The organism is Sphingobium sp. FG125, from assembly GCF_057809795.1.
In genome coordinates, this window is record NZ_JBMDKQ010000004.1 from 45,931 (window position 1) to 58,291 (window position 12,361).

Sequence of the window (12,361 nt, forward strand, 5' to 3'; positions counted from 1 at the left end):
GTTGGAGGAGTAACGGGCGGAGAGGGCGACGCGGGTCATGAGTATCTCCCTGATAGGTTAGATTTGCAGCAGCACCTTGAGTTTGGCACGAACATCGGCCAGCACTTCGACCGATACCTTCCCCTTGGCGCTGGCCTTGCAGGCACGCCAGTCGAGGCTTTTGATCTGATCGGCCAGTATAGCGCTTGGCGGATCGTGGCTGACGACAACCTCAAAGGCATAGCCCTTGATCTGCGTTGTCATCGGGCAACATAGCATCATGCCACGCTGACCGTTATAGCGCGCGGGCGAGAGGACGAGGGCGGGACGGTGCCTCGCCTGTTCATGTCCCGCTTGCGGATCGAAATGGAGCCATATGATGTCCCCGCGATCGGGCACCCAGGCAGGCATCACCAGACTTCCTTGCCGATCGGAGCGCCAAAATCGACATCATCGGGAAAGGTGTCGGGCGTCATTGCGGATAGCAATTCATCGAGATCATAGACAGGTGCTCGGATCGGCTCGATCACCAGGCGGCCACCTTCTTCCCGCACATCCACCGCCTGATCGATATGCAAAGCAGCAGCAGCCATGACCGATGCAGGAATCCGCACCGAGGCGCTGTTGCCCCATTTCTTGACCTGCACACGCATAGCGCACCTCCTTTTAGTGGTATTGCCATACACTATCACAGCATCGATAAGTGTAAACAAATGTCGATACCAGACTAGGCCTTACGTACCACCCACCCACGTTGCCACCACTTACTCTCCTTCAGTCACCCAAGGCTGATTGTCATTGGCCGCTGTGCGGGCGCGAATATGCTGGCGGGCGATGTGCCGACCGATAGCCTCCGCGATGCAGGTCAGCGCTGCTTCTACATCCATGTCAGGCGGTTCGGTGACAATGTCATTGTCGTTCGCGGCGAGGATGCGATGGTCTGTGGCTTCATCGTCACCCATTTTCATGGTTGCCCTCCTTGCGCGAAAGTAAATTGTCATTGTCGGCCCTGTAGGACACGGGATCGGCGATCTACAGATTGACGGACGACTCCCGCCATCCAGCGCCCTGGACGCTGATCCTGATTTGCGCGGGAAATGTACCGTAAGCAATTTTGCGATAGAGGGTGGAACGAGAGAGGCCCGTGCGGGCCAGAACGGTTTTCAGGCGAATGATGCGATCACTATTGGTCATCGGAACATTCTCTTCACAGCATGTTACGCGCCCCCGATGACGAGCATTCAATGCCTTGCCGTCCCCGACAAGAGACCTGTCGGGGTCAACACGGTCATGCTCTCACATGTCGGTGGACGCTGGCGGCGGCAGGCGTAGGTGAGCGGAGAATGGCGAACATTGGCGTGAGGCGCGTCGCAGATCGCGATCAGTGAAGTTTTTGTTTCACCTTGTGCCAAATTTCACTCGCGCAAACGTGCGGCAGCCCGTTGCGGGCGGCATGCACGGTGATCAGGTCGAGTTTTGTAGGGACGCCCGTCACGTGTGATGAAGCAACCGAAATGCTTGGTCGCTTGCAGCCTGTTGTCAACGCTTTTGATGATGCGCCAGCCCGTGGCTTTGGCGCTGGCGTAAACCTGACCTTGCCTTCTGCCTCTGTAGATCCTCGATCGTTAGGGGGCGACGGCCATATCGAAATGTCGTGTTGCTATCAGCAGATAGCTAATCAAAAAAAATCTGTGCCAACAAAGCCGACCCCTCGTGGACGCTCAGCGAGCAACATCCGCTCTCCAAGTGCGGACCGTCCGATATTCCGACGGTTCCCGACCAACTTACGTCTTGCGACGCGGGTGCGCGAACGACAGGTTATGTTAGAAGCTGCCGGAACGGATTTTACACGATTTCCGCACACCTCACCGAAACCAAGTATCGAATCGACTACAGGGGGAGGCCGAGAAAGGACACGCCGGGAACCGGATTGAAAGAGATCGGCTCGACCGCGACGAAACCGAAAGCCTCATACAGCTTGCGCGCTGGAACGAACTTTGCCTGCACATCAAGCCTCATTTCGCTGTAGCCCGCCGCGCGAGCTTCCTCGATCAGCCGTTCGCTCTTTTCTTGTTATGCCACGATTTCAAGGCAGGAGCATCTGCCAGTTGTTAGCCTGGTGATATCAGAGACCCAATCCCCACCTATGAGATCTCATAGAATGATCCCTATCCGCACATAGCGTGCAGTCTACACGCGGACAGGGACCGTCCGGCTTCAAGCCGGAACAGATCTGCAGGCTAGGCTAGCTGCTGCAATTAGGGATGTCATTTGGCTGCCTGCACCGCATCGCCTAATTGCCATGCTTTCAGCGAACGGATCGTCGCCGTGCCGTTGCGGGCATAGGCGCTCCAGCGGAGTTTCCCATTAGCGGGAAAGAAGCGATCGGTGATCGTGGTTTCGCCGTTGTCTGCATAGACCTCCACGATCGATCGATCGACCAGCAGGCGCAGCGTGAAACGCCCCTGCTCGATCTTGATCGGGGCGTTGTGCCGGTCTGGAAAGGCGTCGTGGAAGTGCGGACCTGATCGGGTCCGGTCGACGAACAACTCCCGCACCGTCGGATTGACGCCAATCAGCGTACGAAATCCCTGATCGTCTGACAGAGCCAGCACGATTTGATCCGCATTACCCACGTCGATGTCCAGTTGCAGCTCTACCGAGCCGCCCTCAACAGGGATTGCGACCTCCTCTTCGCCCAGCGTCAGTTCATCGACACGTACCGGGTCACGCCTGAGGGTTTCTATCTCTTGCACAGGCGCTTGGGCGATCCGGTATCCAGCTGCTGTCTTGCGGAGCGATACCATACGGGGCACGGACATCAGGCCGCGGCTGGGGAATGTCGGAATGGCATTGGCATAGCGCCAGTCGTTCGCCCAACCAATCCAGATCCGCCGGCCATCCTTTGCCGGAATGTCGTTCCACGATACTGCCGCATAGAAATCCGCGCCATAGTCCATCCACAACGGGGCGGTGCCAGATGTTGGATCAGGCGTGAAACGACGACCGTCAAAATCGCCAACGAAATATTGCCCGCCCGATCCGCCGCCAATGGCGCCGTCGCCCAGATTGATGCCCAGCACCCATCGGCTTTGGCCCGGATGCCCCTCGACCGGCAGTTCGAAAAGGTCGGGGCATTCCCAATTCTTGCCGCGCGCGCCGGCAGGACCGAACTCGCTGGCCTTGTCCCACCGCTTGAGATCTTTCGACGTGTAGATGGCGAGCTTGTTTTCCACTGCCAGCACGACCAGCATGACCCAGCTTTTCGTGCCAGAATGCCAGAACACTTTGGGATCGCGAAACTCGGTCGAACCAATATCGAGTATGGGCGTGTCGCCAAAGCGCGTCCATGTCCGCCCGCGATCATTGCTGTAGGCGATATATTGCGCCTGGATTTTGGTCTTGGGATTGAAGCCAGTAAAGAAGGCGACCAGTGGCGGCTTGCCGTTCTTGCCGAAGCCGCTGTCATTCTGCCAATCGACGAGTGCGCTGCCTGAAAAGGCCATGATGTCGGTTTCGGGGATAGCGACCGGCAACTCCGTCCAGCGCACCAAATCCCGACTGACCGCATGGCCCCAGCTCATATGGCCCCAGCGGTCGCCAAAAGGGTTATACTGGTAAAATAGGTGATATTCGCCGTCATAATAAACTAATCCATTGGGATCGTTCATCCAGTTGGCGGCCGGGGCGAAATGATAGGCGGGGTGCAGCATGTTGGATGAGTCTTGCGCCAAGACGGCAGCAGGTATCGTTAGCGCAAGTGCCATCGCGGCTTTAATGCTCGGTATGCAGTTCCCGGTCATAGCGCTGCCTCCAGTCCGATGCGATCGGGTCGTGTGGCACTCAGGTCCATATCTTCCAGCGTGATACCGTTGGTTTCGGGCATCAGCTTCCATACGAACAGCAACTGGAGCACCATCATCCCGCCGAAGAAGGCAAACACCCATCCGCCCAGACTGGTGGCGAAAACCGGAAAGACCCAGGTGATGGCTGCGGCCATCACCCAATGGGTGGCGCTGCCAAGCGCCTGCCCCTTGCCCCGCACGGTGCTGGGGAACACTTCGGAGATGAACACCCAGATGACCGCGCCTTGCGAAACCGCGAATGCGGCGATGAAGCCCAGCAAGCCTAACAATACCAGCGTCCCGTCAGGCTGCGCGCTTTCCAGTTGGGCCGCAACAAGGAACAGAGCTGCGGCGGTCGCGACTGACCCGAAATAGAGCAGCGGCTTGCGACCGAACCGGTCGATCAGAAACAGCGCCAGGATCGTGAAAACGAGGTTGGTGCCCCCTACCGCCACCGATTGCAGCAGGGCCGTGTCAGCACCGGCCCCACCCAGTTCGAAAATGCGCGGCGCATAATATAGGAGGGCGTTGATGCCTGACAGTTGGTTGAACATCGCGATCAATATGGCGCAGGCAACCGGCAGGCTATGCGCGGACTGGAACAGTCGCGGCTTGTCGCCATGCTTGTCGCGTGCTGCCGCAGCCAGCATCCGGTCCACTTCGGCATGGGGGTTGACGAAGCCGAGCCGGGCCATGACGAGGCGCGCAGAATCGCCGCGCCCTTGAACGGTCAGCCATCGTGGACTTTCGGGCAAGAGGAAGGTGATGACCAGGAAAATGGCCGAGGGTATGGCGATAATGCCCAGCATCCAGCGCCAGGCCGTTTCCGGCGGAAAGAGACCGGCGATGACGAAGTTGGACAGGAAGGCGAGCAATATACCCAGAACGATGTTGAGCTGGTTAAGGGCGACCAGCCGGCCGCGATAGGCCGCCGGGGAAACTTCGGCAATGTAGATAGGGGTCACGACGGACGCCGCGCCGATGGCGAGTCCGCCCAGAAATCGAAACGCGACCAAACTGTACCAGCCGTATGCAAAGGCGCAGCCCAGGGATGACACGACATAGCAAAGCGCAATGATGATCAGCATCGCCCGTCGACCGAAGCGGTCGGCTGGGGCGCCGGCGGTCAGCGCGCCGATCACCGTGCCGATCAGGGCGGATGCGACCGTAAAGCCCAGCGCGGAATCGCTGAGCGCGAAGCGCGCCTGAAGCGCCGAAGTCGTCCCGGAAATGACGGCGGTATCGACACCGAAGAGCAGCCCGCCAAGGGCAGCGCCAGCCGCCGCCAATATCATCGGGCGGGTTACAGCGCCGCCGCGCTCCGCCTTGTCATCAGTCATGCACCGTCTCCTGTTGTGCGACCGAAATGTCGTCCGCCTCTTGTTGCAATACGCCCATGCGCCAATGGGCAGGCCATTGGCGCGCGGCCTCATGATAGGCGATCGCCAATGCGCCGCAGAGCCCGGCCGAGGCGCCTGCCGTCGGTTGGGCAATATAATCGTTCAGGTCCAGATCACGGATGCTCGAATCATATCCGGCCAGCTTTTCGCCCAAGGCATGACGTATGAGGCCGTAGACATGAGGCCGCTGCATCACGCCGCCGCCCAGGATGATTCTGTCCGGTCGCATGATGTAAGTCAGGTTGGCGCACAGTCCCGCGATATAGTCTGCCTCGATCGCCCATGCCGGATGATCATCTGGAAGTTCCGGCGGCCGTACGCCCCAGCGCGCCATCATCGCGGGACCGCAGGCCAGCCCCTCCAAACAGTCGCCATGAAAAGGACAATGGCCGGCAAAGGCTTCGTCGCCAGGTGCCCGTGGCAAGCGGATATGGCCCGCTTCGGGGTGATTGGCACCGCCATAGGGCGCGCCGTTCACGATCATGCCGACACCGATCCCTGTGCCGATCGTGACATAACAAAAACTATCGAGGCCCCTGCCGCTGCCGAACAGGCGTTCTCCTACGGCCGAACAATTGACGTCGGTGTCAATGGCCACCGGGACGCCCAGGGCGTTCCTGAAATAGCCAACCAGATCAACCCCGCTCCAACCTGGCTTCGGCGTACTCGTGATCGATCCGAAATCGGGTGCGGCGGGACGCAGCGACAGAGGGCCAAAGCTGCCGATTGAAAGCCCGGCAAGCGCCCCGTGCCTTTCGACGGCGGATTGGAAAAAGCTGGCAACCGCTGCAAGCGTCTGCGCCGGCGCTTCGGTCGGTATGCGGATCGTGTCGAGAATGACCCCGTCACGATCCGCGATGCCGCAGATGAACTTCGTACCGCCTGCTTCGATCCCACCCAGAAGGCCGGTTTGTGTCACGATGGTCATACGAGCCTTTCGGGCAGGAAGTGATGCTGGCGCGTCAGAAGCGGTAGGTCAGGCTTCCCCGAACGATACGACCGAACAAGGGACGCCCGACCCCGCGATTGGTATCGCCATTGGGACCAAGCAAATCGAAGAAGATCGGGTCGCCTTCGGTAAAGGACAGTTGGTTGGTGATGTTCGACACGTGGAATTGGGCTGAAAGGCGGCTGGTGACATCGACCATCACACCCGCATCGACATGATAATAGGCCGGATAGAGGGTGACGTTAAAGTCAGCCGATTCCGAGTAGCGATTGCCGAAATAGGTAAATTTGGCATAGGGCCGAACAGGCAGGCCGGTCAGCGGTTTGAGATCCCAGCTCGGCTGGATATTGACCATGACATTGGCGAGCCGCCGGGGGCGACGGCCATTTTCGCCGACCTCGACGAAATTATACGCGGTCACCACGCCACTTGGGTTGGTCGATGCATTCACGATAGTATAATTGGCGTCCGTGACCTTGGGGTCCTGTAGAACAAGGCTGCCGCGAAGCTCAAAGCCTGGGATCGCATTTGGTCGCAGCGCCATCGACAATTCCATGCCCTTATTCTTGATGCCGCGCTGATAGAGCTGACGGACAAGTGGACAGGCGTTGATGTTGGGTACGCCGGGTGCAGGCACGGCACAGGAAGGATCGGTGAAGTTGCGATACTCGTTGATCTGCTGGCGGGGATCGAACTTGTTGTAGAACAATGCCAGCTGTGCATCGAACTGACGGTCATAATAGCGCAGGCCGCCTTCATATTGCATGATATGTTCGACCTGCTTGCCGGCGGCAGTCGAATTTACGCGGAATTCGTTGAGATCTTCCATCGAGGGCAGGCGGAAGGAGCGCGAGACCAGTCCGTAAACAGCCAATTTGTTGGAGAAGGAATAGTTGGCCCCGACCGACCAGCCAAAGCCGTGGAAATCATCGGACAGGTCACGGCGATTGCCCGGCAGCGACACTTCATTGTCCGCCGTCGTGTCATTGGCTGAACCGACCATGATGTTGGCTGGCGTCAGGTTCGTGTTCACGACCCGGTCGTAGCGGGTCACGGTCGCGCTTTGCGTCTGATAGCGGATGCCCGCATCGACTTTCAGCTTGCCGCCCAGCGTTTCCCAATGATCCAGCGCATAGATGGCACGGCCGTTGACATCGACGTCGCTGACATAGCCGAAGAAGCCCGGCAATATCGCGCCGTCCAGCGTCAGCGAAGGCCCAACGGGATTGCCAGCAGCGTCAAGGCCGCGCAGATCGACCAGCGAAGAGTCTTTCTCCATCGTCGATACCAGCAACGACGACTGGAAATTCTGCTCGGTGGAATAGGCCGACGCGTAACCGCCCACGGTCAGGTCATGCGTCCCCAGCGCCTCGAACGATTTGCTGACCTTGACGTCAATCGACGTGCTGCGCGCCTTGGTCTCTGTGATGAAGGGCAGCAGAAAATTGAGATAGGTGCCGTCGGGAACCTTCTGGCCGTTTTTCAGATAGGTGGCACCGACCGACTTGGCGAGCGCATAGCTGTTGATGAAATTCTCGCGCGTGCCGGTATAGGGCGTGCAGCTCCCCGGCGTGCGATAGTTGAAAAATCCGACGAGCTTCGCATAGGCGGCCGTACCATTTTCGCAGGAAACAGCCGCATTGAAGGCGGGGGATACGAGATCATTCTGGTATCGGGCGCTGTTGAATGCCGAAGCATAGGCGGTATCATTGCCGGTGAACATCGCATTGAAATCGCTGGTGCCGCTGGTGTGGCGAATGCCGCCGCCGACGGCCCAGCCATTGTCGAACGCCTTGTCGATCTTGAAGGTGAAGATCTTGAAATTGGGGTGAATGCCGTCGGCCATGTCGATCTGGCGGCGGCCATATTCGCCCAGCATGGTGGAATAGCGATTGAACGGCGAATTGACGGTGCCATTGCCGAAATCAATACCAATCGGGGCGATGGTGCCCGATTTGATTTTCGTCGGATCTTCGGCGGTACCTGGAGCGCTCAGGCGCGGAACCTGAAATGGGACGTTCTGGTTGAACTGCGTTCGGTCATTGATGAAATGCGCCTGCGTGAAGATCTTGAGCGTGTCATCATCGCTTTTGTACAGCAGGTTGGCCCGGATCTGCCCGCCATTATCAGCGGTATAGCCGACATCGCGGATACCGTTTGAAAAGCGATAGAAGCCGCCGACGGCGAAGGTCAGATTCTGGTTGATCGGCCCGGAAATGAAAGCTTCGTTGCGGACAAGGCCATATTCCGTCAACTCCAGCCGGTAACCGCCTTCAAATTCCTGCTTGCCGGTCCTTGTGATGTGATTGACCGTCGCGCCCAGGCCATTGGAATAGAGAATGCCGCCGGTGCCGCCCTTGATGACTTCGACCCGCTCGGTCATCAGGTCGTCGCGCACTGCGACGTCGTTGTTCATGAACTGGACTTCAGGCTCTTCATACCAAGGCAGGCCGTCGATCAGCTGCGGCGCATAGCGATAGCCGCCCGTAACCGGCAGTCCGCGTACCGTTATATTGTTGCTCGCTTCGCCTGCCGTGCTGCCCTCGGCATAGATGCCCGGCACATTTTGAAGAAGGTCGGCGGTGCTCATTGGCGCGAGCCGCTTGATGTCTTCCTGCGTGATGGTGTTGATCGTGTTGGTCGAGTCGATCTTGCGGGTGGCCCGCAGGACGCCCGTAACGATTATTTCGGCATTGCCATTTGCAGTTTCGCTTTGCTCCGGTTGAGGCAGGCCTTCTTGCGCGTACGCAGCTTGCGACAGGAACGACGCGGTCAAGACAGGTCCGATCGATGCAGCGACAGCTATGGCGGACACGACTGGTTTGACGATGGATAATTTCATGATCTTCCCCTCCTGATGGCGAGCATTACGTGCACGCTCTTAAGGTCTTGCCAGGCCTACCAACCTGCTTGACGGGACTAAATCTACTTAAGTGATTTAGTCCCGTCAAGGGGCGTTCAGGCTGTTGGATGCATGTGCGCCAACGGGGAATTATGATGCTTTATTTCAAAAGGTTATGGGAATTCAGATGCATCCCGGCCAACGATTCAGCAGGCGCGTGCCGAAACATCCCAATAGCGGGATTGGCATTTGGTCTTGTACGATTGTTAGGCGAATCAGACTTTGGGATTTTTAAGTAGCGTAGCCAGATTGGGGGAGAAGGTCGCATACATGGGCAGCAGTCCGGCCCCGATCGCAGGTGCCATATCCCGCATCGTGCCAAGCACGAGGTCGGGCGCAAAGAAGTCCAGCGGCGTGGACCGCGCAATATGCTGTTCGACTGCTGACATGACTTGCGCAATCAGTTCCGGAGGCAAATCCCCATCCATAATGATTGCCTGCAAGTCCAGCAGGCTGTTGGCCCCGATGATGACAAATGCCAAGGCCTTGGCGCAATCCGCGAGCCATTCGTTGACGCGCTGTGACTGGGACGCGACCATGTCGTCAAAAGATGCGTCGATGTCCGTCGAGGCGCTAAGCGCCTTTTCAAGCATGTAACGGGAGGCCTTGTGGAGCAAATAATCCGTTCCTGACCCATTAGTCGATGGCACTGGCATCGACGCGATGGCACCTGCATTACCATGGCGTCCCTCTTCCAACTGCCCGCGCAAGACCAGTCCGCCACCAATAAACGTCCCGATGTGCAGATAGAGATAGCTTTCAAGCTGAAGGCCGGCACCGGTCAGAAGTTCCGCCAGCGCCCCTGCATTGCCGTCATTCTCGAAAAACAAAGGATAGTTGAATCTCGACCGGAACATCTGTTCGACATCGGCTCTCTCCCATTCGCCTGCCTGTGCTTCCGAAATGCCGATTTCCTGGCGCCATTCGCCGATGAACCAAGGCATGGCTATGCCGATCCCGATGAAGGACGATCGCTTTTCCGCTGACAGACTTGCCAACTGCCGATCGACAAACACAGCCGTTTGCTCCAGCACAAATCCGGGAACTGGAAAATCCACAGGCTGGATATGGTGGTCCAGCACTTCCCCACGATAGTTGAGCAGGACGAGCGTTAGCCTTTCGCGACCAATTTCGACGCCGACGGTAAAACCGCCATCGCCGTTCACTTCATACAATACCGACGGTTGACCAAGCCCACCTGTGCGCTTGCCTGTCCGAACGACCAGCTGCGCCGCCTCCAATGCATCAACAATTCTTACAGCAGCCTGCGCGGAAAGGCCGGTAGCATTCGCAATGTCGGTTTTTGACGCACCGTTTCTTCTTCGGATCGTGGCCAGCGCCAATCGCTCATTATACCGTCGGACACCATCGAGATTACTGCCTCTTTGCATTGGATGAACCTATGCCGCCAAATCTGCGCTAGGCAACCATCGATCTGCTACGAAGCCAAATAGCAGGGATCCAAATCCGCCGTTGCAGGTGACAAGTACAGTACCAAAATTGCTATCGCGCTTGTCCGGCCAGCCATATCGCTATCGAAAGTATCGGACGCCCTATGGTCCGTCTCCTGCGAACGCTCCGCCGGCTTGCAAAAGTCTGCTTCGGTCGAAAGGTGACGCTTTTTCATGGGCTTCGGCAGCTACGCTCAATCAGGCCGCTTGCCGCCCTCGAACGGGATACCCGTACACGCGGGCACACTTATGTGGCTAGTGGACGCTCCGAAGCTGGTCCTGGCTGGTCCCATATTTCGACGCGGTGCCCTGAACGGAAGATATTGCAATATTACACATCGATGTGAATCTTACATTGGCGACCATAGTGGCGCCCCTCCACGACCCTGGCAGCGGTCTACGCAAACTTCTTTCCTGCACAATGACGGCCCGTCCGCATCGGCCCGCCGTGCAGGCACGGGTGGATACCGAACTGCTGCCCTAAGAGATGGCCTAACCCGCCAGCGCAGCCCGTTCCTCGTAGCGCAGCAGGAACAGCGCTCCTGCTGCCACCACCGATCCCAGCGCCATCGTCAGCGCCACACCGACAAAGCCGATGCCGCCCTGGAACATGAAGCCCGCCACGATCGGGCTGAGCGCCGCGCCGCCGCGCCCGACGCCGATCGCGAAGCCAGTGCCGCTGGCCCGGAGCGCGGTGGGAAAGGACTGGGCGATCATCGCATAGAGTCCGACGATCGCGCCGTTGGTGCAGAAGCCGGCGAGCGCGACGATCAGCGACAGCGTGGCGATGTCCGCGGGCGCGTGGCCGAACCCCGCCACCATCACCGTCGACAACAGCATCGCCCCGATCGACAGCCAGCGAACCGGGAAACGCTGCGTCAGCAGGCTGAGCACCAACGACCCGATCGCGCCGCCGATATTGGCCCAAACGAGTACCCCGCCCGCCGACGAAGGAGAGAAGCCCATGTCGACAACGATCTTCGGCGTCCATTTCAGGATGAAGTAGAAGGTCAGGATATGCGCGAAATAGGCAAGGGTGAGCAGGATCGTGATCGCGGCCAGACCGGGCCGAAACAACTGACCGATACCACCGCGCGCGCCACCGGCGACGGGCGCGGGCAGGGTATTGACGACGGCATGGCCCAGACGCCGCATGACTGCATTGACCCGGTCGAGCGCATCGGGACGGCGCTTGTGGACGAGGAAGGATACCGTTTCCGGCAGCAGGAACCAGGTCAGCGGAATGCACATCGCTGTCACGACCGCGCCCAGCGCGAACACCGACCGCCAATCATGGCCGACGGCGAACATCATCGACGAGATCGATCCGCCGACGATCGCGCCGACCGGATAGCCCCCCGCCATGATCGCGATCGCCATGTTGCGGCGGCGGGCATTGGCGAATTCGGCGGTCACGGCGTTGGTTGCCGCGAGCATTCCGCCGATGCCGATCCCGGTGAACAGGCGAAAGACCGACAGCGTCTCGATATTGCGGGCGTACATCGCCATCGCCATGCCCGACCCCATGATCGCGAGGCAGCCCAGGATCGTCGGGCGGCGACCGATCCGGTCGCACAGCGCGCCGAGGCCGATCGATCCGGCCATCATGCCGATCAGTTCCATCGAGAGCACGATGCCGAGCGCGCCACGGTCGACGCCCCATTCTTTCGCGATGCCGGGCGACGCGAAGCTGATCGACAGGACGTCGAATCCGTCAAGCGCGTTGAGCAGCACGCACAACGCGATCGACACGATCTGCGGCCGTCGCATCGGCGCGTCGGCCAATGTCCGACGTGGGTCCTCAGCCATCCTCTTGTCCCTCGCTATCGTTTCTC

General features: G+C 59.0%; 10 protein-coding genes. All 10 read right to left on the reverse strand.

The window, feature by feature from the left end:
- Window positions 1-57 precede the first annotated feature (57 nt).
- Window positions 58-390: an endoribonuclease MazF gene (mazF, locus tag ACODSR_RS04935; RefSeq protein WP_489074266.1), complete on the reverse strand. Its 333-nt coding sequence runs from the start codon at window positions 388-390 to the stop codon at window positions 58-60.
- Window positions 390-632: an AbrB/MazE/SpoVT family DNA-binding domain-containing protein gene (locus ACODSR_RS04940; protein ID WP_489074268.1), complete on the reverse strand. Its 243-nt coding sequence runs from the start codon at window positions 630-632 to the stop codon at window positions 390-392. The genes mazF and ACODSR_RS04940 overlap by 1 nt, the downstream gene beginning before the upstream one ends.
- 111 nt (window positions 633-743) lie before the next feature.
- A complete protein-coding gene (locus tag ACODSR_RS04945) occupies window positions 744-947 on the reverse strand; it encodes a hypothetical protein (RefSeq protein ID WP_489074270.1) in 204 nt (67 codons plus the stop codon).
- 64 nt (window positions 948-1,011) lie between these two features.
- Window positions 1,012-1,173 (reverse strand): helix-turn-helix transcriptional regulator, encoded by a 162-nt coding sequence (locus ACODSR_RS04950; protein WP_489074272.1) that lies wholly within the window; start codon window positions 1,171-1,173, stop codon window positions 1,012-1,014.
- 1,073 nt (window positions 1,174-2,246) lie between these two features.
- Entirely contained in the window at window positions 2,247-3,746 is a 1,500-nt protein-coding gene (locus ACODSR_RS04955; protein WP_489074274.1) for a glycoside hydrolase family 32 protein, read from the reverse strand.
- Window positions 3,747-3,778: 32 nt separating this feature from the next.
- On the reverse strand, window positions 3,779-5,164 hold the full coding sequence (locus ACODSR_RS04960) for a sugar porter family MFS transporter (RefSeq protein ID WP_489074276.1): 1,386 nt from the start codon (window positions 5,162-5,164) through the stop codon (window positions 3,779-3,781).
- Window positions 5,157-6,152 carry an ROK family protein gene (locus tag ACODSR_RS04965; protein WP_489074277.1) on the reverse strand — a complete coding sequence of 332 codons (996 nt, stop codon included), beginning with the start codon at window positions 6,150-6,152 and terminating at the stop codon, window positions 5,157-5,159. The genes ACODSR_RS04960 and ACODSR_RS04965 overlap by 8 nt, the downstream gene beginning before the upstream one ends.
- Before the next feature lie 34 nt (window positions 6,153-6,186).
- Window positions 6,187-9,015, reverse strand: coding sequence for a TonB-dependent receptor (locus ACODSR_RS04970; RefSeq protein WP_489074279.1), 2,829 nt, complete (start codon window positions 9,013-9,015; stop codon window positions 6,187-6,189).
- Between the two features lie 275 nt (window positions 9,016-9,290).
- On the reverse strand, window positions 9,291-10,418 hold the full coding sequence (locus ACODSR_RS04975; protein ID WP_489074281.1) for an ROK family transcriptional regulator: 1,128 nt from the start codon (window positions 10,416-10,418) through the stop codon (window positions 9,291-9,293).
- A 600-nt stretch (window positions 10,419-11,018) separates the two neighbouring features.
- Complete coding sequence (locus tag ACODSR_RS04980) at window positions 11,019-12,335, reverse strand: MFS transporter (protein ID WP_489074283.1); 1,317 nt, start codon at window positions 12,333-12,335, stop codon at window positions 11,019-11,021.
- Between the last annotated feature and the right edge of the window lie 26 nt (window positions 12,336-12,361).

Bases quoted from the DNA above. Each gene is read 5' to 3' on its own strand.
- ACODSR_RS04965 (WP_489074277.1), bottom strand. From the start codon at position 6,152: ATGACCATCGTGACACAAACCGGCCTTCTGGGTGGGATCGAAGCAGGC.
- ACODSR_RS04945 (WP_489074270.1), bottom strand. From the start codon at position 947: ATGAAAATGGGTGACGATGAAGCCACAGACCATCGCATCCTCGCCGCG.
- mazF (WP_489074266.1), bottom strand. From the start codon at position 390: ATGCCTGCCTGGGTGCCCGATCGCGGGGACATCATATGGCTCCATTTC.
- ACODSR_RS04940 (WP_489074268.1), bottom strand. From the start codon at position 632: ATGCGTGTGCAGGTCAAGAAATGGGGCAACAGCGCCTCGGTGCGGATT.
- ACODSR_RS04950 (WP_489074272.1), bottom strand. From the start codon at position 1,173: ATGACCAATAGTGATCGCATCATTCGCCTGAAAACCGTTCTGGCCCGC.
- ACODSR_RS04980 (WP_489074283.1), bottom strand. From the start codon at position 12,335: ATGGCTGAGGACCCACGTCGGACATTGGCCGACGCGCCGATGCGACGG.
- ACODSR_RS04955 (WP_489074274.1), bottom strand. From the start codon at position 3,746: ATGGCACTTGCGCTAACGATACCTGCTGCCGTCTTGGCGCAAGACTCA.
- ACODSR_RS04960 (WP_489074276.1), bottom strand. From the start codon at position 5,164: ATGACTGATGACAAGGCGGAGCGCGGCGGCGCTGTAACCCGCCCGATG.
- ACODSR_RS04970 (WP_489074279.1), bottom strand. From the start codon at position 9,015: ATGAAATTATCCATCGTCAAACCAGTCGTGTCCGCCATAGCTGTCGCT.